At 37.2% G+C, this 26546-nt stretch carries 29 protein-coding genes; 7 read left to right on the top strand and 22 right to left on the bottom strand.

Features of this window, described 5'->3' with window-relative positions:
• Positions 1-54: 54 nt before the first annotated feature.
• Positions 55-1134, bottom strand: coding sequence for a hypothetical protein (locus tag G466_RS0101920; RefSeq protein ID WP_026812125.1), 1080 nt, complete (start codon positions 1132-1134; stop codon positions 55-57).
• 695 nt (positions 1135-1829) lie between these two features.
• On the opposite strand from G466_RS0101920, the gene G466_RS0101915 reads away from it, so the two are divergent.
• The 3 genes from G466_RS0101915 (at position 1830) to uvrB (ending at position 5740) form a co-directional block, all read left to right on the top strand.
• Positions 1830-2738: an ABC transporter ATP-binding protein gene (locus G466_RS0101915; RefSeq protein ID WP_026812124.1), complete on the top strand. Its 909-nt coding sequence runs from the start codon at positions 1830-1832 to the stop codon at positions 2736-2738.
• Between the two features lie 21 nt (positions 2739-2759).
• Positions 2760-3593 (top strand): ABC transporter permease, encoded by an 834-nt coding sequence (locus G466_RS0101910; protein ID WP_026812123.1) that lies wholly within the window; start codon positions 2760-2762, stop codon positions 3591-3593.
• A 158-nt stretch (positions 3594-3751) separates the two neighbouring features.
• The gene (uvrB, locus tag G466_RS0101905) at positions 3752-5740 is read left to right on the top strand and encodes an excinuclease ABC subunit UvrB (protein ID WP_026812122.1); all 1989 of its coding nucleotides are present in this window, start codon (positions 3752-3754) and stop codon (positions 5738-5740) included.
• Positions 5741-5943: 203 nt separating this feature from the next.
• Here uvrB and G466_RS0101900 read toward each other — a convergent pair whose 3' ends face one another.
• The 10 genes from G466_RS0101900 to G466_RS0101850 all read right to left on the bottom strand — a co-directional run bounded on the left by G466_RS0101900 (position 5944) and on the right by G466_RS0101850 (position 13408).
• Positions 5944-6351: a hypothetical protein gene (locus G466_RS0101900; RefSeq protein ID WP_229797148.1), complete on the bottom strand. Its 408-nt coding sequence runs from the start codon at positions 6349-6351 to the stop codon at positions 5944-5946.
• A 21-nt stretch (positions 6352-6372) separates the two neighbouring features.
• Entirely contained in the window at positions 6373-7029 is a 657-nt protein-coding gene (locus tag G466_RS0101895) for a hypothetical protein (protein ID WP_026812120.1), read from the bottom strand.
• 498 nt (positions 7030-7527) lie between these two features.
• Complete coding sequence (locus G466_RS21265; RefSeq protein WP_051315491.1) at positions 7528-7842, bottom strand: hypothetical protein; 315 nt, start codon at positions 7840-7842, stop codon at positions 7528-7530.
• Entirely contained in the window at positions 7826-7975 is a 150-nt protein-coding gene (locus G466_RS24355) for a hypothetical protein (RefSeq protein WP_229797149.1), read from the bottom strand. The genes G466_RS21265 and G466_RS24355 overlap by 17 nt, the downstream gene beginning before the upstream one ends.
• A gap of 504 nt (positions 7976-8479) precedes the next feature.
• Entirely contained in the window at positions 8480-9070 is a 591-nt protein-coding gene (locus G466_RS0101875; RefSeq protein ID WP_026812118.1) for a hypothetical protein, read from the bottom strand.
• A gap of 122 nt (positions 9071-9192) precedes the next feature.
• A complete protein-coding gene (locus tag G466_RS0101870) occupies positions 9193-9732 on the bottom strand; it encodes a lipocalin family protein (protein ID WP_026812117.1) in 540 nt (179 codons plus the stop codon).
• Between the two features lie 26 nt (positions 9733-9758).
• Positions 9759-10301, bottom strand: a complete 543-nt coding sequence (locus G466_RS0101865) for a DUF4287 domain-containing protein (RefSeq protein ID WP_026812116.1) — start codon at positions 10299-10301, stop codon at positions 9759-9761.
• An 11-nt stretch (positions 10302-10312) separates the two neighbouring features.
• Positions 10313-12139: a DUF885 domain-containing protein gene (locus G466_RS0101860; protein ID WP_026812115.1), complete on the bottom strand. Its 1827-nt coding sequence runs from the start codon at positions 12137-12139 to the stop codon at positions 10313-10315.
• A gap of 261 nt (positions 12140-12400) precedes the next feature.
• Positions 12401-12826 carry an Hsp20/alpha crystallin family protein gene (locus G466_RS0101855; RefSeq protein ID WP_026812114.1) on the bottom strand — a complete coding sequence of 142 codons (426 nt, stop codon included), beginning with the start codon at positions 12824-12826 and terminating at the stop codon, positions 12401-12403.
• Positions 12827-13006: 180 nt separating this feature from the next.
• On the bottom strand, positions 13007-13408 hold the full coding sequence (locus G466_RS0101850; RefSeq protein WP_026812113.1) for a TerB family tellurite resistance protein: 402 nt from the start codon (positions 13406-13408) through the stop codon (positions 13007-13009).
• A 123-nt stretch (positions 13409-13531) separates the two neighbouring features.
• Between G466_RS0101850 and G466_RS0101845 the strand changes: the two genes are divergently transcribed.
• Entirely contained in the window at positions 13532-13909 is a 378-nt protein-coding gene (locus G466_RS0101845; protein ID WP_026812112.1) for a DUF1456 family protein, read from the top strand.
• A gap of 35 nt (positions 13910-13944) precedes the next feature.
• On the opposite strand, the gene G466_RS0101840 is transcribed toward G466_RS0101845, so the two are convergent.
• From G466_RS0101840 to G466_RS0101830, 3 genes are all read right to left on the bottom strand, one after another.
• Positions 13945-14283, bottom strand: a complete 339-nt coding sequence (locus tag G466_RS0101840) for a hypothetical protein (RefSeq protein ID WP_026812111.1) — start codon at positions 14281-14283, stop codon at positions 13945-13947.
• A 189-nt stretch (positions 14284-14472) separates the two neighbouring features.
• On the bottom strand, positions 14473-15666 hold the full coding sequence (sucC, locus tag G466_RS0101835) for an ADP-forming succinate--CoA ligase subunit beta (RefSeq protein WP_026812110.1): 1194 nt from the start codon (positions 15664-15666) through the stop codon (positions 14473-14475).
• Positions 15667-15842: 176 nt separating this feature from the next.
• Positions 15843-16481 (bottom strand): LON peptidase substrate-binding domain-containing protein, encoded by a 639-nt coding sequence (locus G466_RS0101830; RefSeq protein ID WP_034234374.1) that lies wholly within the window; start codon positions 16479-16481, stop codon positions 15843-15845.
• Positions 16482-16635: 154 nt separating this feature from the next.
• Here G466_RS0101830 and lysA point away from each other — a divergent pair, with 154 nt between their 5' ends.
• Together lysA and G466_RS0101820 are read left to right on the top strand one after the other, a co-directional pair.
• Positions 16636-17877, top strand: a complete 1242-nt coding sequence (gene lysA, locus G466_RS0101825) for a diaminopimelate decarboxylase (RefSeq protein WP_026812108.1) — start codon at positions 16636-16638, stop codon at positions 17875-17877.
• A gap of 63 nt (positions 17878-17940) precedes the next feature.
• Positions 17941-18468, top strand: a complete 528-nt coding sequence (locus G466_RS0101820; protein WP_026812107.1) for a thioredoxin family protein — start codon at positions 17941-17943, stop codon at positions 18466-18468.
• Positions 18469-18547: 79 nt separating this feature from the next.
• On the opposite strand, the gene guaB is transcribed toward G466_RS0101820, so the two are convergent.
• From guaB to G466_RS0101790, 6 genes are all read right to left on the bottom strand, one after another.
• Positions 18548-20020: an IMP dehydrogenase gene (guaB, locus tag G466_RS0101815; RefSeq protein ID WP_026812106.1), complete on the bottom strand. Its 1473-nt coding sequence runs from the start codon at positions 20018-20020 to the stop codon at positions 18548-18550.
• 62 nt (positions 20021-20082) lie between these two features.
• Complete coding sequence (locus G466_RS0101810; RefSeq protein WP_026812105.1) at positions 20083-20586, bottom strand: hypothetical protein; 504 nt, start codon at positions 20584-20586, stop codon at positions 20083-20085.
• Positions 20586-21122, bottom strand: coding sequence for an FMN-binding protein (locus G466_RS0101805; RefSeq protein WP_034234372.1), 537 nt, complete (start codon positions 21120-21122; stop codon positions 20586-20588). Before G466_RS0101805 ends, G466_RS0101810 begins: the two co-directional genes overlap by 1 nt.
• A 325-nt stretch (positions 21123-21447) precedes the next feature.
• Positions 21448-22626, bottom strand: a complete 1179-nt coding sequence (locus tag G466_RS0101800) for a hypothetical protein (RefSeq protein ID WP_026812103.1) — start codon at positions 22624-22626, stop codon at positions 21448-21450.
• A 148-nt stretch (positions 22627-22774) separates the two neighbouring features.
• Positions 22775-23644, bottom strand: coding sequence for a hydroxymethylglutaryl-CoA lyase (locus tag G466_RS0101795; RefSeq protein ID WP_026812102.1), 870 nt, complete (start codon positions 23642-23644; stop codon positions 22775-22777).
• Between the two features lie 31 nt (positions 23645-23675).
• Positions 23676-24302: a LysE family translocator gene (locus tag G466_RS0101790; protein ID WP_026812101.1), complete on the bottom strand. Its 627-nt coding sequence runs from the start codon at positions 24300-24302 to the stop codon at positions 23676-23678.
• A 113-nt stretch (positions 24303-24415) separates the two neighbouring features.
• Here G466_RS0101790 and G466_RS0101785 point away from each other — a divergent pair, with 113 nt between their 5' ends.
• Positions 24416-24838 (top strand): Dabb family protein, encoded by a 423-nt coding sequence (locus G466_RS0101785; protein WP_026812100.1) that lies wholly within the window; start codon positions 24416-24418, stop codon positions 24836-24838.
• Between the two features lie 41 nt (positions 24839-24879).
• Here the strand turns inward: G466_RS0101785 and G466_RS0101780 are convergent, their stop codons facing one another.
• Both G466_RS0101780 and G466_RS0101775 read right to left on the bottom strand, forming a co-directional pair.
• On the bottom strand, positions 24880-25923 hold the full coding sequence (locus tag G466_RS0101780; protein ID WP_026812099.1) for a quinone-dependent dihydroorotate dehydrogenase: 1044 nt from the start codon (positions 25921-25923) through the stop codon (positions 24880-24882).
• A gap of 83 nt (positions 25924-26006) precedes the next feature.
• Positions 26007-26423, bottom strand: a complete 417-nt coding sequence (locus tag G466_RS0101775; RefSeq protein WP_026812098.1) for a hypothetical protein — start codon at positions 26421-26423, stop codon at positions 26007-26009.
• Positions 26424-26546: the final 123 nt, after the last annotated feature.

The raw sequence follows: 26546 nt of genomic DNA, 5'->3' as shown, positions 1-26546 counted from the left end.
TCCCTTATTCATTTAAATAGGTCTCATAAATCTGTAATACTATATTAGAGGATATTAGAACTTTATCTTATTTTCTAAAATCTGCTTCATACTAACATCCTCATAATTCCTTTTTACAAAATCCAACGCTAAGGCTAGCACTTCTCCCATCGACTTACAATCCTTAAAAGCGATATCACCTGTAAGGTCGTGTATATGTTGGGACAGCGCTTCTATATTTTCAGGAATCGAGATCTTGTCGGACTTACTAATTGAAATCAACCTCTTGATTCTATTACCGGAACTCAAAATTCTTTTTGCTACTATGGAGCGTTCTTCGATTTTATATTGATCCACGGAATTACGTTGTAGTTTATCTTTGACCAACATAACCATTAAATAGTTTTCCTTAAAAAACTGAGGTCGGTAAACCTTTAATTTACCTTCATAGCACTGCTGGTCAAAATCGATTGCCCGTATTCTATAGACCACATGATCAAAATCATGAGTAGGCACAATCACGTAATTATAAGAACGCATATCTCCCAAGAGTCGGATCATACAGCGCTCGTTAAACTTGACAAACTCCTTTGCCAACTGGGATTTTTCTGATTCCGTACACTTAGGTAAAAAGTCTTTAATAAACACATCACCTGGAATTCCAGCTATATGTTCCTCTATTAAAGTATCCTTATACACCAGAAAGTTTAAGTTATAAGGAGATAACATATGTTCTAGTTCTAGACCGTAAATTCTAGAAGCATCCGTCTTTTTTACATAAAAATAGGTGAAGTTATCATTAAGGACATTCCTAACCCTTATCCTAAACGGTTTAGAGTTCCCAAAGGTGCAAAAATCCACCGCATCTACATTTAAAAAGGGGAAAATACTATCACTCCCATCAGAATGCAAAATGGAATAAACTTTTTTTAGACTACTATCTATCTCCATCCTATCATACTCACTGTAAAAGACCCTCACCCAAAGTGTATCCTTATCATCAGCATCGTAAACCGCTACGGAGCCAGAGAACCTAAGAAGGTCATCATAGAAAATCGGAATTTCTGTTTTCCGACTGTAATGGGCTAAGTAAGCGTCCAACTTTTCGCTGACCGGAAAGGCCGGCTTTTTTTTGGACATTAATTTTTCTGACATAAGGTGTTATTTTATTTATCGTATTTAAAAGTTGTGCTGTTGTATATTTTAGCATGTTTTAATCCAATATACATAACCTACCCATCATTTAAAATTTAAAAATGATAAAAAGGGGATATCCAACAGCGATATTTTTGCTTTCCTCTCCTCTATAAAATATCAATATTTATGCAATTCTCAAATTGACTTTTTTTTAAAACCAAGATAGTATACCATGTCTAAAGTAGGCTAGAATCCTATTTGCGGCTTACATGAGTCGTAATTTGAACCCCTTTTCAAAAAAACGGTACAACAGTACCCATAAGACACAGGAACCGTGCCGTTTATACTATTTCTTAAAAGACCGTATTCCTAAATTAAATTTTGATGTAATAAACCCACGTTCAAACGTTTTAAAGCACTGCTGTACTATAAGTTAAAATGTAATTCTATATCCTATTATCTTAATTGACTCTCATCTACTTTACAACAACCATAATACGTACATGATGCACCCACTTTTACAAAAGCGGCTTACGTTTGTAGAATTACCTTCCAAAAGCATTACGTGTATTAATATTTAGAACCGTGATTACAAATAGAAGGAAGACATATAGGATGAATCCATAATTGAAAATCACATTATTTTCTTTACATTGTAACAAAACCACCAGTTGTTCGTCATCTAGCTACAAACCACTGAAAACCCACCTAATTTGGAAGCGATTTTAACTGTTACCAACCTGACCAAAAAATTTGGTTTTCTCACTGCTGTAAAAGACCTCTCCTTTACTATTGAAAAAGGAAATGTATACGGAATCCTAGGCCCCAACGGTAGTGGGAAGTCCACCACCCTTGGTATTGTACTGAATGTAGTAAACCCCAGTGGAGGTAGGTTCTCTTGGTTCAATGGTAGGCTTACTACGCATCAAGCCTTAAAAAAGGTGGGAGCTATTATAGAGCGCCCCAACTTCTATCCCTATATGACTGCCATTCAAAATTTGAAATTGGTCTGCAAGATTAAGGAAGTACCTAATGATAAAATAGAGGAAAAGCTGGAATTAGTAGGGCTCCTAGAACGTAAGAACAGTAAGTTTAGCACATATTCCCTAGGGATGAAGCAGCGTTTAGCCATCGCCTCTGCCCTACTTAACGATCCCGAGATATTAATCCTGGACGAACCCACCAACGGCCTGGATCCACAAGGAATCCATCAGATAAGGGAAATTATAAAAAAGATCGCTTCACAAGGTACCACCATTTTATTAGCTTCCCATTTATTGGATGAGGTTGAGAAGGTCTGTAGTCATGTTGTAATTCTCAGAAAAGGAGAAAAATTATATTCAGGACGCGTTGAGGATATGCTCGCTAGTTATGGCTTTTTCGAATTAAAATCGGACCAAACCGAAGCGTTGCTCGATTTTCTTGAAAAACATGCCAGTTTTGGTACAGTAAAGCATGAAAACGGGTTGATAAAAGTCATCCTAAAAGAAGAAATGGATGCTAAGACCCTAAATCAGCATTTATTTGAAAAGGGTATAGTTCTTTCCCATTTGGTAAAACGAAAAGAGAGCCTGGAAGAACAATTCCTTACCCTTACCAACAATACCCAAAAACAAGCTTAAACTGCCTAACCAATCTAAATTATGTTGCGATTATTACAGATAGAATTTATAAAGTTGTGGAATAATAGGGCCAGTAAAATCCTAATAATATCCTATTTCACCCTACTTTTATGCATGGCATTATTGGCGGCCATAAAGTTTGATATCGGTCCGGTTAAGTTCCACATTGCCGATCAGGGCGTTTTTAATTTCCCCTATATATGGCATTTGAACACTTGGATTGCTGGGGGATTAAAACTGTTCTTCGCCATTGTAATCGTCTCCATGATGGCCAACGAATACAGCAATAAGACCATAAAGCAAAATTTAATAGACGGACTTAGCAAGAAGGAATTTATTGCCTCTAAATTTCTTACGGTTTTTACATTCTCCCTAATCTCTACCCTATTTGTATTTCTAGTCTCCTTGGTTTTAGGGTTGATTTATTCCGATTACACGGAGATTTCTATAATTTTATCCGGTTTGGAATACCTCGTCGCCTACTTTTTTAAATTATTGGGTTTCTTTTCCTTCTGTCTTTTCTTGGGGATATTGGTAAAGCGATCGGCTTTTGCACTAGGCTTCCTAATTGTATGGTTTGCTATAGAGAATTTAGCCCTGCGATTTTTGGTATGGTGGTTGGCCGGAAGCGAAGCCTCAGCCACTTTTATGAAATACCTTCCGCTGGAATCCATGTCTAACCTCATCAAAGAACCTGTATCCCGATTTAAAGCAGTGCAGAGTGTAGTGGCACAAATGGGAGAAGAGTTTAACAAGGACTACAATGTACATTTCCATGAAATTTTGATAGTATTATGCTGGACGGCCATTTTTATTTACCTGTCTTATGCATTATTGAAGCGACGGGATTTATAGAATAGCCGCATTTCTTTTAGACTGCTAACACACTTTTGAGAAATTTGAGCCTAATAAAAGTATGTTTTAAACTTCGAAAATTAGTACCGCAACCATTACAGTCTTAAATTCTAGCTAAAGCGCAAAGGCTATTGGGCAGGTTTTAGTATTTTTAAAAAATGAAATTTAAAGTTGTTTCGGATTTTAAACCTACGGGCGATCAGCCGTCGGCAATTAAACAGTTACGGGAAGGTTTGGATACCGATGTCCGTTACCAGACCCTATTAGGTGTTACGGGATCTGGGAAGACCTTTACCGTGGCTAATGTAGTAGAAGAGGTGCAACGCCCTACTTTGGTGCTTGCCCATAACAAAACCTTAGCAGCCCAGTTGTATTCGGAGTTTAAACAATTTTTTCCAGAGAATGCCGTGGAATATTTTGTCTCCTACTACGATTACTATCAACCAGAAGCTTATATCCCCAGTAGCGGAACCTATATAGAAAAAGACCTTTCCATAAATGAGGACATTGAAAAGTTGCGATTGAGCACTACCTCCTCCCTACTCTCCGGAAGAAGGGATGTTCTAGTGGTAGCCTCCGTATCTTGTTTATACGGAATAGGGAATCCGGTGGAATTTAAAAAGAACGTAATTAACGTACATAAAGATCAGGTAATTTCAAGGACTAAACTCCTACATCTATTAGTACAAAGTTTATATTCTAGAACTACGGCCGATTTTAAGAACGGAAATTTTAGGGTGAAGGGAGATGTAGTAGACGTATTCCCCAGTTATTCTGACCATGCCTTTAGAATTCATTTCTTTGGGGATGAGATTGAAGAAATTGAGGCCTTTGATCCGCTCAAGAATAGGATTCTTGAAAAATACGATCAATTGACGCTGTATCCTGCGAATATGTTTGTGACTTCCCCAGATGTGCTCCAGAATGCCATTCACCAAATTCAGGAAGATATGGTGAAGCAGGTGGCCTATTTTAAGGAAATAGGAAAGCATTTGGAAGCAAAGCGCTTGGAAGAGCGTACCAATTTTGATTTGGAGATGATTCGGGAATTGGGCTATTGTTCTGGTATAGAAAACTACTCTAGATACTTGGATGGTAGGTTACCCGGTACTCGCCCGTTCTGTTTGTTGGATTATTTTCCTGACGATTATTTAATGGTGGTTGATGAGAGTCACGTTACCATTCCACAGGTACATGCCATGTATGGTGGGGATAGGTCTAGAAAAGAAAATTTAGTGGATTATGGATTTAGGCTTCCCGCGGCTATGGATAACCGCCCCTTGAAATTTGAGGAGTTTGAAGCGCTCCAGAATCAGGTGATCTACGTTAGTGCTACCCCAGCAGATTATGAATTGGAATTGAGCCAAGGAATCTATGTGGAACAGGTAATACGCCCCACAGGGCTGTTGGACCCTATTATTGAAGTGCGCCCTAGTTTAAACCAGATCGACGATCTTATTGAAGAGATTCAAATTCGAGTTGAAAAAGACGAGCGGACCTTAGTAACCACCTTGACCAAACGGATGGCTGAAGAATTGGCAAAATACCTCACCAGAATAAGTGTAAGGTGTAGGTATATACACAGTGATGTAGATACTTTGGAACGGGTTGAAATAATGCAGGACCTCCGTAAAGGCATATTTGATGTTCTTATTGGGGTTAACCTACTGAGAGAAGGTCTCGATTTACCTGAAGTCTCCTTAGTAGCTATTTTGGATGCCGATAAAGAAGGCTTTTTACGAAGCTCTAGATCGCTAACCCAAACCGTGGGAAGGGCGGCAAGACACTTAGAGGGTAAGGCGATTATGTATGCGGATAAGATTACCAAGAGCATGCAACAGACGATAGATGAGACCAATTACCGCAGGGAAAAGCAGACCAATTACAATACAAAGCATAATATCACTCCTACTGCTTTGAATAAAAGTTTGGACAGTGTGCTTGCGAAAAATTCGGTTTCTACCTATCACTTTGAAAAGGAGGGAATGAGAGCTGCAGAACCTGATATGATGTACTTGACACAGCCCCAAAAGGAAAAGATGATAAAGGAAAAGCGGAAGGCTATGGAGAAAGCGGCCAAAGAGCTGGATTTTATGCAAGCCGCTAAATTGCGTGACGAGATCAAAGCTTTACAAGAACAGGAATAAACAGTCAGGTTGCATAATTTGTTATTATTTGCAGCAGGTAGTTTAATTATAAACCGCCAGAATAACAACCTAAGGCAGTTTCAGACCTTACTACAAGCGTTTAGTGCTGTTTGTGTAAATAGTATCACTAAGAGAATAAACTATTTAGAGTGACTTCTATGCGGTTTACACCTCTTATTTAACACCTACTTTCTTCGCTACGTTTAGAGCACATTATAAATTATCAAACCCCCAAATAGTAAGGCAATAGGCGCAATTATTTGGATGTATTTAGGTTTAAGGATATCGGCACTTTTCATTGCAAACTGATGATGGATTTTTCTTGGAACTACATAAAGCATCAGGGATGTGATCACCATAATCCAACCTAAAAGTTTAAACCCTATTGGAAGCTTAGAAGAGTCTGAGGTTACGATTAGGGAAACTGCTGGAATCAGCCGAAGGGTAATTTCCATATAGTTAATAACATTAGTACTCCCTGCTTTTCTTAATGTTAATCTTGCTTTTTGTGGATTAAACAGCATTAGGAGTCCAACTAACAATATAAAAGCTCCGAACAATACCACCACCCATTTTGCAGACTCAATAAGCATAGTTTCGGTTGGTATCAATGTTTGATTTGTTAATTGACGCTATTTGGCAAGTTCCGCTTTTTGATTTTCTATATACCTATTAAATTTCATTTCAGTAGTTTCTTCTCGACTTAACAGATTGATTGCTGCCCATAATCTATTCTTAGGAATATTGAAATCAAAACGCGAATGATTCCTAGCAAACCAATTTGCATCGCATGTTGAAAACCCTCCAGCATTTTCAAACTTCTTACGTATTCCATAATAATAAGCATCACCTTTTCCTACGTTTTCAAGATATAACATATACTTACTAAATGGTTTGATGTACAATTGTGGGAAATTTTTAAGATTTCTATAAACAGTATCCTTAATTCTTATCATGACGATGTCTCTTTCAAATCGCCATACGGTGGACAACTGAAGGGAATCTAGACTTTTTAAAAATTCATATTTTGCGTCTTCTCTAAATGGAATCTTATTTGGCGCTTGTTTAATTCCTTCAAAATAAAAATGATAGGCTTCATTGATATCGGTTGAGTGTCCATATTCTAAAACCATTTGGTCCACGTACTGAACCATCGCATTTAGACCATTTATTTCGATATCCTTAAAAACTTTGGTAAACGCCTTATCGCTTCTTAAGTCAGTTTTATTTTGACTAACCAATTGCGTGTTACTTAACAATAATAACAAAAGCACAATTATACTCTTCATGGTTTTAAATTTTGGTTTGGTTTGGTTGTGGTAGAAGGTCTTCTTACAAGCTTATTTTATCAGTAAGAAAATACTACTGCAATAAAAATAGTGATTTTATTACATAGTAGTAATATTTATAACAGGGTTGTTTGCTTTAATGTTTCTATTGATAATCTTGGAACCTCAACCACAAAGACATGGACCTTTTAGCACGAGTTTAGAGTCGTCAAACAAGGAAAACCATTTGGATATTATCCCTGCCGTGAAGTACTGAATATGGCATTTGAAGGTGGTGTTGTTAATATGTCATAACTAAAGGCACGGCGATCCTCTTAACTCACAATAGGGCTACAAATGTGGGGTTCGCTATGGGACCAAGGGCTTGTTATATTCGTATTGCTAAAATGAGTTTCCGAATAGGTTCGACCCCCTTTTTGGAGTGCTGAAATAGGGTCCGAATCCTAAGCCAGCCTAATTTTATTCATCATATCAAGGGGCTATACAAGGACACTGATGTTATAAGGCAGTATTATACTCCTTTCTTTTTCGGATTTTGTCGATTAGAGAACAAGGATATGATTTCAATATTTTCATTATAAACCCTATAACATAGATTATTGTATTTTTCAACAACGGCTTTTCGAATCCCCAATTTTCTGTTGAAGAAGGGAATAGTTCAGGAGTTTTAGATAATAATTCAATGGTGTGTTCGGGTTTTGCAGAAAAATTTCTCAACTCTCGTTCAGTCCAATTGGTTTCCAAATATTTAATAGTCTCTTCTAGTGCGGTTAGCGCGTGATCAGTCCATAAAATTTTATAGCCACTTCTCATGGGCATTCTTTGCGGTTGAGTGAGAAGTTAGTTTTCCGTCATTGGCATCTTGCATTCCTTTCTCAATAGATTCTTTTTCGAGCGAAGCTATCTCATCCCACCAATCAGTACTTTCTTCTTCTCTCAACTTCATCAACTTATCAATTAAAGACATATCGTTCAACGTTGAAAGCCACTGAATCAATTCGATTTTCTAATTTTATAGATTTATATCCATATTATCAAAGTTGCTAATTTAGTGTAATATCCCAATCTATCCTGAATGCTAAATCATTAATCATAGCTAATGCATAAAGTAAGTTTTTGATATATATTTTGCATCCTATATAATATAGGTCTTTTAGTTAATTAACTTAAATAATATGGCATCTAGATGCTGGAATTCTTATATACCATACCTAACGGCACGCTTATCCTTCTTATATACAAAATAAGGGGATATTATGGAACAAAAGGCTTTCAATATACTAAAACGAATGCCCTCAATAGTTTGGCCACCATTTTGGAATACTGGAATAGAGTCCAATTTCTAATTGATCCCAAATTGCCCGTTGGTAAAAGGGTCTAGGTAGGTACTTTTCGTAAACCTATCAATATATGTTAGGCTTACTATTGTAAGGTAGGCCGACTTATTTTTTTAATTCAATTCTGACTCAATTTGTCTAAGCTCTGCCAATAATTGTTTTCTAGCTTCCATATCATTAACATTCTTTAGCTTTTTGGAGGTCACGATATAGTTATGCTTCTTTCTAAGAAAGGATTCAGAACTTTCAAATGCTTTCAACCAATCAGTAAAATCGGAAAGTTCTTTTTGATCTGAATTATAGTTAAAATGCTCAGCAAATTCCGGAATTGCCCAATTGGAATATTCATATTTTTCAATTGGAACTATTTTTCTGCCAAAGTATTTATCAAATAGGTATGAATTGGCAAAGAATACTTGATAAGCCTTTTCCTCCGCTCCTTTCAGATTTTTTGTTTTAAAGAGAATTATAAGCCATTCAAATAGGAAGTTGGGCATTCCCATATCATCATTAAAATTCTTATCAAACCATCTCAAATAGGTCAGACCACCTTTGTAATCCTGAATTTTTATAAAGAGTTCAGGCGGCATATATCTTAAACCACGACTATCGTCGAACCCACCATACTTTCTTTTCTCCGCAACCAAAGTAGCTCTAATACTTCTTATTTTGGTTTTAATTTTTTCGATTTGTCTTGGTGTCATAATATTTACGAGTATCCATTTGTTTCTCCAGGGCCTCTATTTCCTACAATAAAATAGAAAGATCGTGAACGGATTCTTAGAAACGGTAAAAGGCGTGTCTAACGTGTTGTAAAGGAGAACCTTTATTGCTGCTTATTGTGCTCCACCCAAAGTAGGTCCGAGGTATTATATCCAATATCCTCAGCAATCTTTAGATAGTTGTTTTTTATATTTTTGGGGAGTTGGGTCTCCCGAGAAAGGATCCATAAGTATTTTAGGTTTTTCCCTGCTACCATCGCATACTTGTACTCCTCATCCAATGCAATAACATTGTATCCAGAAAAAAATGGCCCAAAAAAGGATACTTTCAGCTTGGCAATGGTATCTTCCCCAATAAACTTAGCTTTCCCAATTGCTTGGGTCCACTCTTCCTTCTTGGTATTATACCCCTGATTATCCACCTTAATGGTACCATCGTCATTTAAAGAATAGGTTGCGGTGGTATTGTTCAGATTCCTTTCAAACTTAAAATCCAGCCTAGCGATCTCATACCATTGGCCCAAATATTTTTCTTTGTCAAAAGGTTTCACTGCTACTGCCCCTTTAGGTATAGTAGCACAAGAGAAAAGTCCCATCATCATAATGCTTATTAGTGGTATGTAAATAAGTTTAGTAATTTTCATAGTTGTGAAGTTAGCGATTGCAGTCCTTAAACCGATTTATAGTAAGCCTCCTGAATCCAATCTTTTAGTTGCGCATCAATATCATCCAAACCAAATAGCTGTACTCTATGGGTGCACATAGTACCAAAAGGACCAGAATTTTCTAGCTTTTCCGTGGTAGGCTTATCCTTGAGCTTAAGTCCTAAATCGATTCTTGTTTTGGTCGCCGGTTTAATCAATACAAATTGTCGCTTCCGTACAATGCTAACACTTCCTTTTTTGGGTGTTATTGTTATATCAGCGCCCAACGTTTTAATATAGGTAATGAGTTTTTCATAAATGGGAAATAAATGCTCCTTGCCTTTATACTGACTTACCACAAGGTCTTCATAAGTGCTATCTTCTTCCTTGGAAAGTGTAACAATAGTATTGGCAAATCCGTGGGTAACCTGATACTCCGCCTTCAAATAATTTACCCCTTCTGTATGTTTGGCAAAGGATTTTTCTTTTAGTATTTTTTTCCATTCCCCTAAAGATTTGCCTGTTTTCTCAGGCATATTGTCAATCATGGTTTGTAGCGCTTTATCCATAGTAGTATATTTTATTTTTTAGAAGCGATATACTCATCTACAAAGTCCTCCAACACATTTAGTGGGATAGCACCTTGGGAAAGCACTACTTCATGGAATTCTCTAATATCAAATTTATCTCCTAGAGCTTCTTTTGCTTTTTCGCGCAGTTCTACAATTTTTAACATCCCAATCTTATATGCTGTTGCTTGACCTGGCATTACTATATGCCTTTCTACCATTTTAATGGCATCTAACTCCGCATTTGGGGTATTTTCCGTATAATATTTAATACCCACTTCCCGGGTCCATTTTTTGCTGTGAATGCCTGTGTCCACTACTAATCTACATGCTCTCCATAATTCCATAGCTAAACGCCCAAAATCTGAATAAGGGTCGGCATAGAAGCCCATTTCTTTTGGAATTAACTCGGAATACAATCCCCATCCTTCAGAGTATGCGGTATAACCTCCAAACTTTCTAAACATGGGTACTTCTTCTAATTCTTGCTGAATTGCCAATTGCATATGATGCCCAGGAATTCCTTCGTGATAGGCCAAGGCTTCCATTTGATAAGAGGGCATAGATTCCATATCATATAGGTTGGCATAATAGATTCCCGGTCTGGATCCATCAGCTGCAGGACGACTATAGAATGCTTTTCCTGCCGATTTTTCTCTAAATGGCTCTACTGCTTTTACCATGATATCTGCTTTTGGCTTAGATATGAATATTTCATCCAATCGCGTTTTCATAGTTTCTATTAATCGCACTGCTTCCTTGATATACGCTTCTTTCCCAGATTTGTCCTCGCTATAATAAAATTGAGGGTCCGTTCTCATAAACTGAAAAAAGTCTTGCTGTGTTCCTTCAAAATCTACCTTCTTGCGAATAACTTCTATTTCCCCATGGATCCTAGCCACTTCACTCAAACCTATTTCGTGAATTTCATCTGCTGTTAGATCGGTTGTGGTTGTTCTTTTAAGCGCATTGTTATAGAATGCCTCTCCATCGGGGAATTTCCACGCACCGTGATCGGAATTTGCTCTTTCCTTTTGTTCATTCATAAAAGAAATCAAAGCAGTATAAGCTGGTTTTACTGAAGTTAATAACGCTTGTTTTGCTTCAGTTTCCAATTTGGACCTGGTCTCAGCATCTAGATCTAACTTGTCTATCTTATTCAGGAAATCTTCCATTAAGGTACTTGGTTCTTCACTAGAATCAAAAGGTCCTCCAATCAGTATATTTTCCGAATCCACTATCACCTTATCAAATACAAATTTTGGCGGCACCACCCCAATGGCTTCACGTTCTTTTAAATTTGCTACCAATTGGTAGAAAAACGTTTTAAAACCATTTAACCTAGATATATAGGCTTCAGCATCCTTAATATCATCAATCCGATGCATATTTATCAAAAATGCTGGCTTATCTGCTTGCGCTCCAAACATCTGATTTACGGGGTAATTGTGTAGTCTGTACTTATAATCCGCAATATGGTTTTCTACATTTTGCTTATAGAGATTATAACTTAACAATACGTCCTCTGAAAGTGCCTCTACATTAACCGAATGTATTAACCAATTTAGATGTTCCTTGTTCATTTTTAGAATTTCTTCTTCTAGAGCAGGAGAATTATCATTCAATTTTCCGTAATCCTTCTTAATTCCAAGTCTTGTTTGAAACTCCGGATACCTATCTACTCTATCATCAAAACTTTTCTGTAGGAAGTCGTAAACTTTCTTAGATTCTACAGCAATTTCCTTTTCCGTAACTATTTTTACTCCTTCCTCTTTACAAGAAATGAATAAGGCAACAGCACAAAAAGTCAATAAGGATTTTAAAAACAATTGGCTCATAAGGTATCTATATTATCGTTTGGGGTTTTTAAAACAGATGGGGACGTCCACGTATAGGAACTAACACCTTTAGTTAATTTTGACTAAGATAAGATTTTTAACAAACATCATAGTTTGTTTAAACTATCAGGAAAATAGAAGGTGGATTACTACTGAACCGTATAAAAAAAGGAAGGCGCTTTAATTGCTTAAAGCGCCTTCCCCAACTAACCAACCAAACTATGAAAACCTTCCCTGAGAACAGGGAAATTCAATCTAAACTTATGCTACTGTAATTGCTCTTTTAGGTTTTGGCAAAGCTTCTTCCTTCTTAGGCATTACAAATTTTAAGATTCCGTCTTCGTAAGAGGCATCAATTTTATCTAGGTTTACCGTTTCAGGCAACGTAAATACACGTTTAAAGGAACTGAAAGAGAACTCTCTTCTAGTGTAATTATCCTCATTCTTAGTATCCTCGGTTTCAACCTCAGAAGAAATGGTGAGAACTTCGTTATCGATCTCTACTTTAAAATCTTCTTTTTTCCTTCCTGGAATAGCCATTTCCAACTCAAATCCAGTTTCGTTTTCCTTTACGTTAACTGCAGGTGTATTGTGATTAAAACTATCCATACCACCAAACCAATCCGGTCTTAAAATTTCATTCATTAAGGATGGAAAAACAACGTTATTTCTTTTTACTATACTCATGATCTTTATTTTTTAATTAGACTTATTTTTTCTTTTGTTCATGAGGATAATTGCAAAACCTATACCAGCGCCAAAATACTGCCGTTATGTCGGTTTTACAGGTATTGTTAGCGACATAATGTCACTTAACAGTGAGGACAGGAGATAAAATAGGGCAAATAGGATCTATAAAGCTGCGCTTTAGTTATAGTGCGCTTTAAAAATGTTGATCAATACATTCGGTGGAACCACCTTATTGGGATAATTGTGCATTACTTTAAGCACCTGATCGATAGCGGTATGCGGCAATCCGAATCGCAATCCGATATTATGGAGCCTTTCCACTTCAGTTGAAGTTTGCTCCTCATCTACATTCATTAATAGCACCAAGCGGTGAAACTGCAGAATCCGCTCTCCCTCTGAGCGGGGCACCACTTTTTCCACTTTGTTATGAAATAGCGCATTAAAGGTTTCTTTATCTACCCCCAATTGATTAGCAACCTGCACTAGAAATTGATACTCAGCATCTTTAATGGCTCTATCTGCTTTAGCAAAAGCAATCATTTCTGTTAAGAGGCTCAATTTCTCTTTCTGCGTATTCATACATGAATGTTTTATTCTAAATTACATTAAATATTTTAGTAAAAACGGCCAATACCATTGTAAAATAAGAAACAGATGGCTGTTGAGTTTATTTTTTGTAATATCTTGCCAAAAAATTACAGCATGACCAATAACGATATTCTAAAAAAGTTGCGGGTAGCCCTAAAGCTTCGAAATGATGAGATAGTAGATATTTTAGCTCTAGTAGATTTTAAAATAACTAAAAGTGAGTTAGGTGCTTTTTTTAGAAAGGAAGACCACCCCAATTATGTGGAGTGTGGGGATCAGATTTTAAGAAATTTCCTAAACGGCATGGTCATTCACTACCGCGGAACTAAAGAAAACCCTATAGACCCTGAAACTAGCTTACCAAAACCGGTAACATCCGCCCAACCTAAGGCACACAAAGCTGCAACACCACCTTCTTACAAAGACAAACAGAAGCGTAAAATAGATCAAGACATTTCACCCGTTAGATATAAGAATAAAAAAAAGTCCTGAGAATCATTCAGGACTTTTTCTAACAACAGATTATATTAACCTTTAATCCTAACGGGAATCTTATAGGTTATCCCCATCTCATAATCGGAGCACTCTACTTTAATGTAATTAAGCCTACCCTTTACATAGGATTCCAACGCCTCTTCATTAGTCAGCACAGAAAGTACCACCATTTCCTTTTCAGAATTTACTGTAAAATACACTACACCGCTCATCTCTGCATCCAATGGAACCCTAAGTGCATTATTGGATAATAATTCCTTAATTTGCTGTGACAAAGATTTAGCAGGTTTATCGTCTAAACGACTATTCGCAGAAATACTACCGATAGAAAGTAGCATTACAGCTACAAGAATTAAATTAAATTTTCTCATGATGATTGTTTTTTAGATTGATGAAAAATTGTTTAACGTATTGATTAGATACACATAAGAGACGCGGATCATAAAAAATTGTTACGCCTGTTATTTATTTTAACAAGTATTTAACACAAAGTAAATAGGCATAAAAAAAAGCAGTTCCAAATTGGAACTGCTTTTTAAATATGTTGAATATTAAAATTCTTAGGCTAAAACCTCCTTTACCTTATCAGCGGCCTCTTGGAAAAGAACGGCAGAATGAACAGCCAATCCTGAGTTATCCAAAATCTCCTTTGCCAATTCGGCATTGGTACCTTGCAATCTAACAATGATTGGAATTTTGATTGCATCTCCCATATTCTTATAGGCATCAACAACTCCTTGTGCTACCCTATCACAACGTACTATTCCTCCAAAAATATTGATAAGGATACATTTTACAGCTGAATCTTTTAGAATAATCCTAAAGGCTTCTTCCACTCTTTTTGCATCTGCAGTACCACCTACATCCAAAAAGTTTGCAGGTTCACCCCCGGCCATTTTAATTAAATCCATAGTAGCCATAGCCAATCCAGCTCCGTTTACCATACATCCAACGTTACCATCAAGATCCACATAGTTAAGACCTACTGCACGTGCTTCTAATTCTATTGGGTTCTCCTCTCTAAGATCCCTCATTTCGGAATACTGCTTTCTTCTATATAACGCATTATCATCAATAGCTACTTTTGCATCTACTGCCATAATCTTATCATCCGAAGTCTTTAAAACTGGATTTATCTCGAACATACTTGCATCACTTTCCATATACGCTTTGTATAGGCTAGACACAAATTTTGTCATTTCTTTAAATGCGGTTCCTGAGAGGCCTAAATTAAAGGCAATCTTTCTAGCTTGAAAAGGAAGCAATCCCGTTGCAGGGTTTATTTCTTCCGTAAAAATAAGGTGTGGAGTACTTTCTGCTACTTCCTCAATATCCATTCCGCCTTCGGTTGAATACATAATCATATTCCTACCGGTTGCTCTATTTAGCAAGACGGACATATAAAATTCACTGGTCTCGCTATCTCCGGGATAATAAACATCTTCTGCTACTAAAACCTTATGCACCTTTTTCCCTTCTGCAGAAGTTTGTGGGGTCACAAGGTTCATTCCAATAATGTTTCCTGCGATCTCCTCAACCTCCCGTAGGTTCTTGGCTAGTTTAACACCGCCACCTTTACCACGCCCTCCAGCATGGACCTGAGCCTTTATTACATGCCAGCCGGTCCCGGTTTCCTGCGTTAATTGTTTGGCAGCCTCTACAGCTTCCTTTGCATTATGTGCAACAACTCCGCGTTGAATACGCACTCCAAAACTTGCTAAAATCTCTTTTCCCTGATATTCGTGAAGGTTCATAAATTATAGGTATCTATTTGTTACGTTGCAAAAATAGCAAACGCAACGGATTTACCCTAATTAAATAAATCAGAAAACATTAAGGTTATAGTTTAAGTCAAAATACGCTACACAATACCACACAACTAGCACATTTTAAGAATGTTATATTCTAAACCAATTACAGCAATAATTTTTTAAAATTTAAAACTCTTGAAATCCAATGGGTCAAAGCTTTTAAAATGACCATTCATTCCAATCATTTCCTTTGCCCGATCTACCTGTACCAAAACCTGGATCATATTACGCAAATGTGCACGTAGAAACCGAAGACGCTCACTCTCATAATCCATTTGAAGCAACAGGTATTCCTGAGCTAAGGATAAACCAATTTTATGTACCCATAAATGCAGATCCAGATTTCCAGTATCGTTAACCAAAACAGCTGTACCCATTAACTCATACAATTTGGCCACCAATTGGAGTACCTCTATTATATCCGCATCCGACCCATCTTCATGGTACGCTAAAAATGAAACCCCTCCCCCAGCATACTTCTTAAGGTGCACCGTATTTTGAAAGGAATTAATTTTAAATACCCTTAGAGCGCTACAAACTATATCTAGCTTTCCATCAAGATACGTCTTTCTTATACCCTCCAATTTCATTTCCGTCCCAACTTCAATCTTCTCTGAGATATAGACGGGGGTGCCAAACAATCTATCCCCTCCTTTAACATCGCTGATCAATTCCTTGTAGCGATCTTCAAAAATATGTAAGTGAACCGTTTCACCTGGGAAAAAGATCGACTCTAAAGGAAACATTGGCAACCACATACTTTTTATTTTTTATAAACTCCCTCCCTTAGAGCAGAGAGAGCGAAACTATATATTGTTTTAAATATAACATTCTGTTACATTATTCTAATATACCATAATATTTTTGCTATCTAACGAGAAGTAGTCTAGATTTGCTTAAAATTCAGATAAAATGCAACGAACTGATCTATTAAAGATAGCAAAAACTTACGGGGATCCAGTATATGTTTACGATTCGGAGAAAATAATTTCCCAATTCCACCGATTGACCAATGCATTTAAAGGTGTAAAAAAATTACAATTAAATTATGCCGCCAAAGCGCTTTCCAACATAACTATTTTAAGGTTAATGAACAGCTTGGGCAGTGGATTAGATACCGTTTCCATACAGGAAGTCCGACTTGGATTATTGGCCGGATTTAAGCCCAGCGATATTATCTATACGCCTAATGGGGTATCTTTAGAGGAGATTGAAGAAGCTTCCGCATTAGGGGTTCGCATAAATATTGACAACTTATCTATCTTGGAACAGTTTGGCAGCAAACATCCTAATGTTCCTGTTTGCATTAGGATTAACCCACATGTTATGGCAGGTGGAAACTCCAATATATCCGTAGGACATATCGATTCCAAATTTGGAATTAGTATCCATCAAATTCCACATTTGCTCCGTATTGTTAAGTTGACAAACATGAACGTTAATGGGATACACATGCATACCGGGAGTGATATTTTGGATATTGATGTGTTTTTATATGCTTCAGAAATTTTGTTTGAAACTGCCAAGAATTTTGACAACTTAGAGTTTATCGATTTTGGCAGTGGCTTTAAAGTTCCTTACAAAGACGGTGATATTGAGACCAATGTAGAAGAATTGGGCAGCAAATTAACCCAACGTTTTAACGCATTCTGCAAGGAGTACGGAAGAGAACTTACGCTGGCTTTTGAACCAGGAAAGTTTTTGGTTAGTGAAGCTGGATTTTTCTTGGCAAAAGTGAATGTGGTTAAACAAACTACTTCTACAGTATTCGCTAGTGTAGATTCTGGATTCAATCATTTAATCCGACCTATGCTTTATGGTGCAACTCATTTTATAGAGAATATTTCCAATCCAAACGGACGTGAACGGTACTACTCCGTCGTAGGTTATATCTGTGAGACGGATACATTCGCTAGCAATAAAAGGATAAAAGAGATTAGCGAGGGCGATATTCTTTGCTTTAGAAATGCTGGTGCCTATTGCTTTACCATGGCCAGTAATTACAACTCTAGATATAGACCTGCAGAGGTGCTTTGGCATGAAGGTAAGGCGATATTAATAAGAGAACGCGAAACTTTTGAGGACTTAATTAAGAACCAAGTAGATGTAAAAGAGTTATTTGCTCCTGCTCCTGAAAAAGCGACTGCAAAATAAATCTTGATTTTTTCCGTTAGGATGTCAATACTAACGCGACAAAACACAAAAATAAGTTTGACTATGGTAAAAAGATCCGTTTACACCTTTATCGCATTATTCAGTTTAGCCCTAATCCCATATAGTGGTACGGCTCAGACTGTAGAATGGATGAGCTGGGAAGAGGCCGTAAAACTGGCAGAAACTGATAAAAATCCAAAGAAAATATTTGTTGACGTCTATACCGATTGGTGCGGATGGTGCAAAAAAATGGATAAGGACACGTTTCAAGACCCTAAGGTTGCAGAATACATGTCCCAAAAATACTATATGGTAAAACTTGATGGGGAGCAAAAAGACCCCATAGAATATAAAGGACAGACTTTTAAGTTTGTTGCATCTGGGAAAAGCGGGTACCACGAGTTTGCAGCTGCTCTAATGCAAGGAAAACTAAGCTATCCCACCACCATTTTCTTGGATGAGAAAGTAAATATGCTATCTCCAGTTCCCGGATATCAAAAACCAGAACCCTTCTTAAAAATCGCCAAATATTTTGGTGAGGATATCCACAAAGAAAAAGATTGGCAAGCGTATAGCAACGAAACCAAATAACTACAATACCTACAAACATAAAATATAAAAAGCCCCTTCTTGGGGCTTTTTATATTTTATACAAGTGATTTTTTACAACTTATCTGCTGTAGTTTGGAGATTCCTTGGTAATGGTTACATCATGTGGATGACTCTCATTAATACCACTAGAGGTAATCTTAACAAATCTTCCGGTATCCTGTAAGGTGGCAATATCCTTTGCCCCACAATAACCCATTCCTGCACGCAGACCGCCAATAAATTGATGGATACTTTCATACAAATCACCTTTATAAGGAACACGACCTACAATACCTTCCGGCACCAATTTCTTAATATCGTCTTCTACATCTTGGAAATAGCGATCCTTACTCCCTTGTCTCATGGCCTCAACAGAACCCATTCCTCTATATGTCTTATACTTACGACCTTCATATATAACGGTCTCACCAGGAGATTCCTTTGTTCCTGCCAATAAAGAGCCTAACATAACCGAATCGGCACCAGCAGCGATAGCTTTAGGGATATCACCAGTGTATCGGATCCCTCCATCTGCTATAACAGGAATGCCACTTCCTTTAATAGCCGCTGCAACTTCCATAACTGCAGAAAACTGAGGAAAACCAACCCCTGCAACCACTCTAGTTGTACAAATAGACCCAGGACCTATTCCCACCTTAACGGCATCTGCACCAGCATCAACCAAATATTTAGCAGCTTCAGCAGTAGCAATATTCCCCACAATAACATCTAAATCAGGAAATTTGCTTTTAACCAAGTTCAATACTTGGACCACCCCTTTGGTATGTCCGTGGGCAGTATCAATAATAACAGCATCGACCCCTGCAGCTACTAAAGCCTCTGTTCTATCTAGGGCATCAGCAGTAACACCTAAGGCTGCAGCAACACGTAGTCTTCCGTACTGATCCTTATTCGCTATTGGCTTCTGTGTTAATTTGGTAATGTCTCTGAAAGTTATAAGTCCAACTAACACATCGTCCTTATTTACAACGGGGAGCTTCTCAATCTTATGTTTTTGCAAAATATCTTCAGCCTGTTCCAAAGAGGTACCCTCTGCAACAGTAACTAGATTTTTATGGGTCATAACCTCCGATATAGGGCGTTCATTATCTTTCTCGAAACGAAGATCCCTGTTGGTCACTATTCCGATCAATTTACCCTCAGCATCCACTATAGGGATACCACCAATGCTATAATCTTTCATATAGGCTTTGGCATCGCGAACACTAGAATTTAATGGAAGCGTAATAGGATCTAAGATCATACCGCTTTCTGCACGTTTAACACGTCGCACCTTTTCGGCCTGATCTTGAATGGACATATTTTTATGCAGCACTCCTATTCCTCCTTCACGGGCCATAGCAATAGCCATACGTGATTCCGTTACTGTATCCATAGCTGCGGAAACAATTGGAACGTTAATAGTAATGTTTCTAGTGAACTTTGTTTGAATGTTGACTTCCCGAGGAAGCACCTCGGAAAAGGCTGGTACTAATAGTACATCATCGTAAGTTAGACCTTCGCCAACAATTTTATCTAGGTGAGCTTTCATAGCAATTAGAGATTAATTGCGTGCAAATATACTACATTATGAAATAAAAATAATCACATATTTCATTTAATGACAGTGGAGGGTTTCAAAAACAGTTGATAAACCACTAGAATTGCCGATACACTAAAGGTGAGCGTCATTAAAAAACCAGAAAACATTACCACATATTTCATCCATAGCCATCCGGACCACATTAAATAGATACCGCCAAATGTTAACAACACAGAAATGAGCGGTTCTATAGTGAGAAACATCTTTAATTTATGTGGCAGTTTGGCAATCCATACCAATCCACCAAGAAGAAAAAAAATGAACGACATAGATAAGACATGGGTATGTATTATGGTCAGCATTTCCCTATCCCCTTTTTTAAATTTCATAATTTCCGCGTCGTCATTTTCCTCATTTCCCAAATAGTTTTCTACTAAACCACTACTAGAGGTAGAAGTGGCATTGGAAACAAACAGCAAGCCGGTATAAAACCCAATACTGAGTACCAGTACAAATGAACCTACAAACCACTTTATGCCAGTAGGCAAATTTATTAGCAAGCCGTTATAATTCATTAAAGCAGTTTTTTATTTTGAAGGATCCCTATAGTTTGCAACAAATTATCCATGGAATTTGTCATAGAGCGAACAGAAATAGTAGCACCAGAAATACCATCTATATTGGTAGTATGATCTACCCTATCCTTTCCAGATTTCCCTATAAACTGCTGCAACCACCTTTTACTACCTATCTCACCACCATATTCTTCCCGATATACTAAAACTTTGGAGTGTACTACCGTTAAATTGGCATCAAACACGACCAAATAATCAAATATCGCCGTTTTGCTAGGCGCATTTCCCACATAAAAATATCCAATAAGCCTTGAGCCTTTTTCCAGTTTAAAGAAATTATCAGTTGTAATTTTTGTAGGGAGTGATCTATTGGTTGCATCGGGTATAGAAACGGGTTTCATTGCGATATTCTCAATCTCGAAAACCTTCTCTATCTCCTTCTCTACTCTTTTTTGTAGCTGCTTTGGAAGTCCGCTTCCCATTAAGAGCATACTAATTAATAGGAATAGACCCGTTGTTTTAATTCGGTTTATCATGCGTCAAAAATACTAATTTAGAATCATTTTTAATAATAATCTGAACACAGAGTAATAGAAAAATAATTTATTCTCTAAGTGAGATTTGAATGTCCCTACGCTCACTTGCCATTTCCGATGGGGCGGGCGTGGTTTTGAAATCGTAGTCACTCGCCCTGTATTTTATGGATTAACTACGAGGTAATTGACTAACATCAAGCGTTAGCATTAGCTTCCGCTAATAACGAGCAGAAAAAAATTCCGATATCAGTCTCAAAAAAGTGACCCTATCGGAATTTAATGTCGTTAAAATAAAATTGACAACAATTACCGAATACTCCTGCTTTTAAAACCAAACACCTATCCCAAGATTTAATCGATTCTTTACGTCATCTCCTGAAAGTGCATTATCTCTAAACTGATAATCCCCTTTCAAAACCACACCGGGTGCAATATGATAACTTAGTCCCGCAGTAACATCGGTTCTATCGTAAGCTTTATTTTTAACTAAACCACCGGCAGTATCGGCATGGGTATTATAATTTTCATATCTAGTAAAAACATATAATTTCTGCTCCTTATCAGTAGGCAATAAATTATAGGCTCCTTCTATATAATAACCTTGCAATGCACTACCTAAATCTTTACTGGTTAAGGCATTATATTTATCGGTATCGGAAAGAGAAGCATGGATAAACTGTCCTCTCGCTGTAAAACGTTCGTAAGTATAGCGTGCATCCAAGCCATACATTGCTATCCCGATGTTGGCACCCTCCAGATTCTCTACGTTATCTGCCGCTTGGGTCTTACCGAAATAGGTAGAAAATCCAAGTTTAAGTCCCAGTATACCATAGTAATCTATTTTTGTAGAAAAGGTAGGACTATCCACTGTAGATTTTATCCCCTTTTGTCTTCCTCCACGTAAACCATTAGATCCTTTTAGAAAACCGGAAACGCCACCCTCTCCATCAAACTCGGTAGATTTAAATCCGTTAAAAATATAAGCCTGGTATCCTATTGATAGGTTATTTAACTTACCACTAACTCCAACACCAATCTCCCTCCATGTGGTAGGAACAATTACATTATCTAGTGCTGGGCGCTCTACCCCATTAAAGGTTGTAGGCTCATGGTGCTCATTAATAATACCCATAGGAACCAACATTAAACCTCCCCTAAGGTTAACATTATTGGCAACGTTGTAGTTTACAAAAGCCTGCTCTACATATACCTCCTCTACGTGCTCAAATTCGATTTCAGTAAAAAATTGGGTTTTATCATTGAAACGATACCCTAACATAAGCACCAATCGCTGTATGTCTAATTCGCCATTATCACCTTCCGGTTGGTTGTATGAAATTTCCCCATAACCACCTAGCGTTAAAGCTGAACCATCAGCACTGGATTGTATACGCGGCGCTCCACCTATATTATTTTGTGGAGTTTGAGCTATTGATTCGCTCTTTGTTTGCCCTAACATAGTAGCACTAAAAATTAAGGCTAGAAAATAAATAGATGATTTCATAAAAGACTATCTTTATTTAGACTGATTATAATTAATAAAAAACAGGTGCAAATATAAACTCAGAATAAATTCTCACAAACATTATTTAAAATAATTCTAAATAAAGTTTAAAATTTAATATTTATAGCCTCTCTGAAGGTGGTAAACACTAATGATATTCGGCAAAAAGATCTGATGCCTTATTGAAGGCTGCCTCAAAAGCCATCCAATTTACTTTGGTCTCCATCTTAGCACTGGTGAAATAGGAAAGTATTTTTTCTGTGGGCATATTGCCGGTAAGTTCATCCTTGGCCATAGGACAACCTCCGAATCCCTGTACCGCACCATCAAACCTTCTACAACCCGCCTTAAAAGCGGCGTTTACCTTTTCGTGCCATTTAGTAGGAGTAGTATGCAAATGCGCACCAAATTCAATTTTCGGGAACTGAGGGATTAAATGCGAAAACAGATAATCGATTACTTCGGGAGTAGAAGTCCCTACCGTATCGGAAAGAGAAAGGATCTTTACGCCCATACCCGATAATTTCTCGGTCCATTCCCCAACAACTTCCACACTCCAAGGATCTCCATAAGGATTACCAAACCCCATAGAGATATAGGTAACCACCTCTTTCCCATTACGATCTGCAATGTTTAGGATTTCTTGTAGGGTCACTACAGACTCAGCAATAGTCTTATGAGTATTCCGCATTTGGAAGTTCTCAGAGATAGAAAACGGATATCCTAAATAATTAATATTATCATGTTGGGCAGCATCTTCGGCGCCCCTTACATTAGCAACAATCGCTAAAAGCTTGGATTGGGTACGAGAAAGGTCCAATCGATGTAATACCTCAGCAGTATCCTGCATTTGCGGAATTGCTTTAGGAGATACAAAACTTCCAAAATCTATGGTATCAAAACCGCAGTTCAGTAAAGCTTGAATATACTTCACTTTTTTCTCTGTAGGTATAAATGTTTTGATGCCTTGCATGGCATCCCTTGGACATTCTATTATTTTAATGGTGGTGTTGGACATGCTCTATAAAATAGCTTCCTCAAAATTACTATTAATTATCTGATATCAATAGATAAATACCGATCCCTGTAAAAACGATGATTTGTAGCCATTTTAATACCTTCCCTAAATTCTTATTCTTAGTAATATAATCTGAAATTGATCCGGATAGTACCGCAATCCCACTGAAAATTACAAAAGAAACCCCCATAAAAATAAATGCAAGGACATAAAATTGAACTACCGTGCTTATTGAGTCACTAAATAAAAAACCAGGAAAGAAAGCCAAGAAAAATATTCCGACTTTCGGATTTAGCACATTCATAATAAATCCCTGTTTAAATAATCCACTCAAAGTTTTCTTATTTCCAGATTCTCCCGAAAGTTCTAATTCATCCGGACTTCTAAAAACCATATAAGCCAAGTAAAACATATATACAGCGCCAAATAACTTAATCCCAAAAAATAAATAATCGTGCTGTTTAATTATGGCTGAAACCCCAAAAGCCAGTAGCGTGGCGTGCACTAAGCATCCTGTCATTAATCCGGCTACAGTAGCAATACCATATTTCTTACCGTTCGTGATGCTTTGTACCAAAACGAATATATTGTCGGGTCCGGGAGAAATTGCCAATGCCGCAGTAGCAAACATAAAAGCGATTAATATATCGTAGTTCAATGCATTTCTGGTTTAGGCATTATAAAACATTATGGTTTTTGGGTATTAGAATGATAAAAATTCCTGATATTAGTACATCAAAAATAATACAGATCCTTTAAAACCAAAATTAAATGAAAACAATTATATCCCTGAGCAGTTTAGCTCTCATCTTAGTATTGATGAGTTTTACAAATCTAACCCCATTGCACAATTCAGAAACACTAGAAATGAAGACTATAGAAAAAAAGGACAGCCTTTTGCGGCATGTTGTATTGTTTAAATTTAAGGAAGGGACTTCCAAAGAGGATATTGCAAAGGTAGAAGCCGCCTTTTCGGCATTACCTCAAAAAATATCCCAAATTAAGGATTACGAATGGGGTCTTAATAACAGCCCAGAGGGCCTCAACAAGGGATTAACTCATTGCTTCCTCCTTACATTCAACAGCGAAGAAGACCGCGCTATATATTTACCACATCCGGATCATAAAGCATTTGGCGCCATTCTCACGCCTCATCTTGATGATGTAGTGGTAGTAGATTACTGGACCAACTAATAAATATTATGGTAAACTATTAAGACAAGCTTTAACTACCTCTAATGGTTATTCTTATTGAGAATAGCTTTATTGATTCGTTTTATCAATCCTGGGCCCTCATAAACAAAACCTGTCCATAATTGAATTAGGTCTGCCCCAGCTTCCAGCTTTTCCAAGGCATCTTTTGGGGAATGGATTCCACCTACCCCAATAATAGGGAAGGCTTTGTTGCTCTTTTCAGACAAAAATCGGATTACTTCAGTACTACGCTTTGTTAATGGTTTTCCACTTACTCCCCCATTCTCGTTTACAAGTCTTGGCTCCGATTTTAGATTATCTCTAGAAATGGTTGTATTGGTAGCAATTACCCCATCAATAGCAGTTACTTCAACTATTTCAATAATATCCAACAATTGATCATCGGTTAAATCTGGCGCAATTTTCAGTAAAATAGGTCGTTCTTGCGTTTTCCTTTTCTTTGCCAAAACACTATTTTCCGTCTTTAGTGCTTTCAATAAAGCTGTTAGGGGTTCTTTATCCTGCAGTTCCCTTAATCCCGGAGTGTTGGGGGAGCTTACATTCACCACAAAATAATCTACGTCATTAAATAATGCTTCTAGACAAATTAGGTAATCCTTTACCGCTAAAGTATTGGGAGTCAGTTTGTTTTTTCCAATATTACCACCAATCAAAACCCGGTGTGATTTTCGCAAATTCTTAACCGCTTCTTCTACGCCTAAGTTATTAAAACCCATTCTATTGATGATAGCCCGATCATCCTTTAAACGAAATAGCCTTTTCTTAGGATTGCCATCTTGTGGCTTGGGAGTAAGGGTCCCTATTTCTACAAATCCAAATCCAAAATCGGATAACTCGTTATACAATTGCGCATTCTTATCAAAACCGGCAGCTAGGCCCACCGGGTTTTTAAAGGTAAGGCCAAATAATTTACGTTCCAGCCCAGGGTCATCCATGCTATAGATACCTCGGAATAAACCGGAAAGACCAATCTTGGAACAAAAACGAACCATACTAAAAGTTAGATGGTGAACTTTTTCCGGATCTAATCGAAATAATATGGGTCTGATGATATGTTTGTACATAAAAACGAATTTGCACAAAAATACGAACTACCTCTAGTAAAATCCCGTATTTACTCTTAAATTATTAACATGTCCCTACTACGTTAATTTACAGGTTTCTCTATAGGCTGCCTAGATACTTCACGGCAAAGGGAAAGGTACCTTTGATATTGTTTTTCATTGAATAAAGCCAATAGCTTTCGATCGTATCTATAAAAAAGTGCTTTAATTTTCTCTTCTATAACCTTATGCTTAACCTCTAGAGCCTTTAACTCCTCCGGTGTACTTTGGGGATGCTTTTCAAAAAGGTCCGTTCTTTCCTCATCCAATAATTTGGCCTCTACTCCCACTGCCACTTGAAATTCTTCCAATTTTGACTTCTGCTCAACATTAAGCTGAAAAACCTGTACAACAGTATCCATATTAGAAACCCCAATACCTAGGCTACAATCTTGCTGCGCATTTATAGTATACATAAACCCAAGTCCCGTTAAGAACGTAAAAAAAATATTTTTAAACATTACATTTTATTAATCGTTATGTGAATATACAACTGAAATAATACGATAAAATTATATCCTCCTAGAGATTTTTAAGTTCTAATCCTATGGTCCGACTTTCTTTATTACAGCACAATGAACGAA

This window comes from Arenibacter certesii DSM 19833 (assembly GCF_000429545.1).
Taxonomy (GTDB): Bacteria; Bacteroidota; Bacteroidia; order Flavobacteriales; family Flavobacteriaceae; genus Arenibacter; species Arenibacter certesii.
This window is presented reverse-complemented; position numbering and strand designations above follow the sequence as displayed.

Excerpts from the sequence above, each read along its gene's own strand:
- G466_RS0101800 (WP_026812103.1), bottom strand. The coding sequence starts at position 22,626 with ATGAAATCATCTATTTATTTTCTAGCCTTAATTTTTAGTGCTACTATG.
- G466_RS0101875 (WP_026812118.1), bottom strand. The coding sequence starts at position 9,070 with ATGACACCAAGACAAATCGAAAAAATTAAAACCAAAATAAGAAGTATT.
- G466_RS0101860 (WP_026812115.1), bottom strand. The coding sequence starts at position 12,139 with ATGAGCCAATTGTTTTTAAAATCCTTATTGACTTTTTGTGCTGTTGCC.
- G466_RS0101850 (WP_026812113.1), bottom strand. The coding sequence starts at position 13,408 with ATGAATACGCAGAAAGAGAAATTGAGCCTCTTAACAGAAATGATTGCT.
- G466_RS0101785 (WP_026812100.1), top strand. The coding sequence starts at position 24,416 with ATGAAAACAATTATATCCCTGAGCAGTTTAGCTCTCATCTTAGTATTG.
- G466_RS0101895 (WP_026812120.1), bottom strand. The coding sequence starts at position 7,029 with ATGAAGAGTATAATTGTGCTTTTGTTATTATTGTTAAGTAACACGCAA.
- G466_RS0101810 (WP_026812105.1), bottom strand. The coding sequence starts at position 20,586 with ATGAATTATAACGGCTTGCTAATAAATTTGCCTACTGGCATAAAGTGG.
- G466_RS0101830 (WP_034234374.1), bottom strand. The coding sequence starts at position 16,481 with ATGTGGTTGCCAATGTTTCCTTTAGAGTCGATCTTTTTCCCAGGTGAA.
- sucC (WP_026812110.1), bottom strand. The coding sequence starts at position 15,666 with ATGAACCTTCACGAATATCAGGGAAAAGAGATTTTAGCAAGTTTTGGA.
- G466_RS0101795 (WP_026812102.1), bottom strand. The coding sequence starts at position 23,644 with ATGTCCAACACCACCATTAAAATAATAGAATGTCCAAGGGATGCCATG.
- G466_RS0101775 (WP_026812098.1), bottom strand. The coding sequence starts at position 26,423 with ATGTTTAAAAATATTTTTTTTACGTTCTTAACGGGACTTGGGTTTATG.
- G466_RS0101805 (WP_034234372.1), bottom strand. The coding sequence starts at position 21,122 with ATGATAAACCGAATTAAAACAACGGGTCTATTCCTATTAATTAGTATG.
- G466_RS21265 (WP_051315491.1), bottom strand. The coding sequence starts at position 7,842 with ATGAGAAGTGGCTATAAAATTTTATGGACTGATCACGCGCTAACCGCA.
- G466_RS0101865 (WP_026812116.1), bottom strand. The coding sequence starts at position 10,301 with ATGGATAAAGCGCTACAAACCATGATTGACAATATGCCTGAGAAAACA.
- G466_RS0101855 (WP_026812114.1), bottom strand. The coding sequence starts at position 12,826 with ATGAGTATAGTAAAAAGAAATAACGTTGTTTTTCCATCCTTAATGAAT.
- lysA (WP_026812108.1), top strand. The coding sequence starts at position 16,636 with ATGCAACGAACTGATCTATTAAAGATAGCAAAAACTTACGGGGATCCA.
- G466_RS0101870 (WP_026812117.1), bottom strand. The coding sequence starts at position 9,732 with ATGAAAATTACTAAACTTATTTACATACCACTAATAAGCATTATGATG.
- guaB (WP_026812106.1), bottom strand. The coding sequence starts at position 20,020 with ATGAAAGCTCACCTAGATAAAATTGTTGGCGAAGGTCTAACTTACGAT.
- G466_RS0101910 (WP_026812123.1), top strand. The coding sequence starts at position 2,760 with ATGTTGCGATTATTACAGATAGAATTTATAAAGTTGTGGAATAATAGG.
- G466_RS0101820 (WP_026812107.1), top strand. The coding sequence starts at position 17,941 with ATGGTAAAAAGATCCGTTTACACCTTTATCGCATTATTCAGTTTAGCC.
- G466_RS0101840 (WP_026812111.1), bottom strand. The coding sequence starts at position 14,283 with ATGAGAAAATTTAATTTAATTCTTGTAGCTGTAATGCTACTTTCTATC.
- G466_RS0101845 (WP_026812112.1), top strand. The coding sequence starts at position 13,532 with ATGACCAATAACGATATTCTAAAAAAGTTGCGGGTAGCCCTAAAGCTT.
- uvrB (WP_026812122.1), top strand. The coding sequence starts at position 3,752 with ATGAAATTTAAAGTTGTTTCGGATTTTAAACCTACGGGCGATCAGCCG.
- G466_RS0101780 (WP_026812099.1), bottom strand. The coding sequence starts at position 25,923 with ATGTACAAACATATCATCAGACCCATATTATTTCGATTAGATCCGGAA.
- G466_RS24355 (WP_229797149.1), bottom strand. The coding sequence starts at position 7,975 with ATGAAGTTGAGAGAAGAAGAAAGTACTGATTGGTGGGATGAGATAGCT.
- G466_RS0101920 (WP_026812125.1), bottom strand. The coding sequence starts at position 1,134 with ATGTCAGAAAAATTAATGTCCAAAAAAAAGCCGGCCTTTCCGGTCAGC.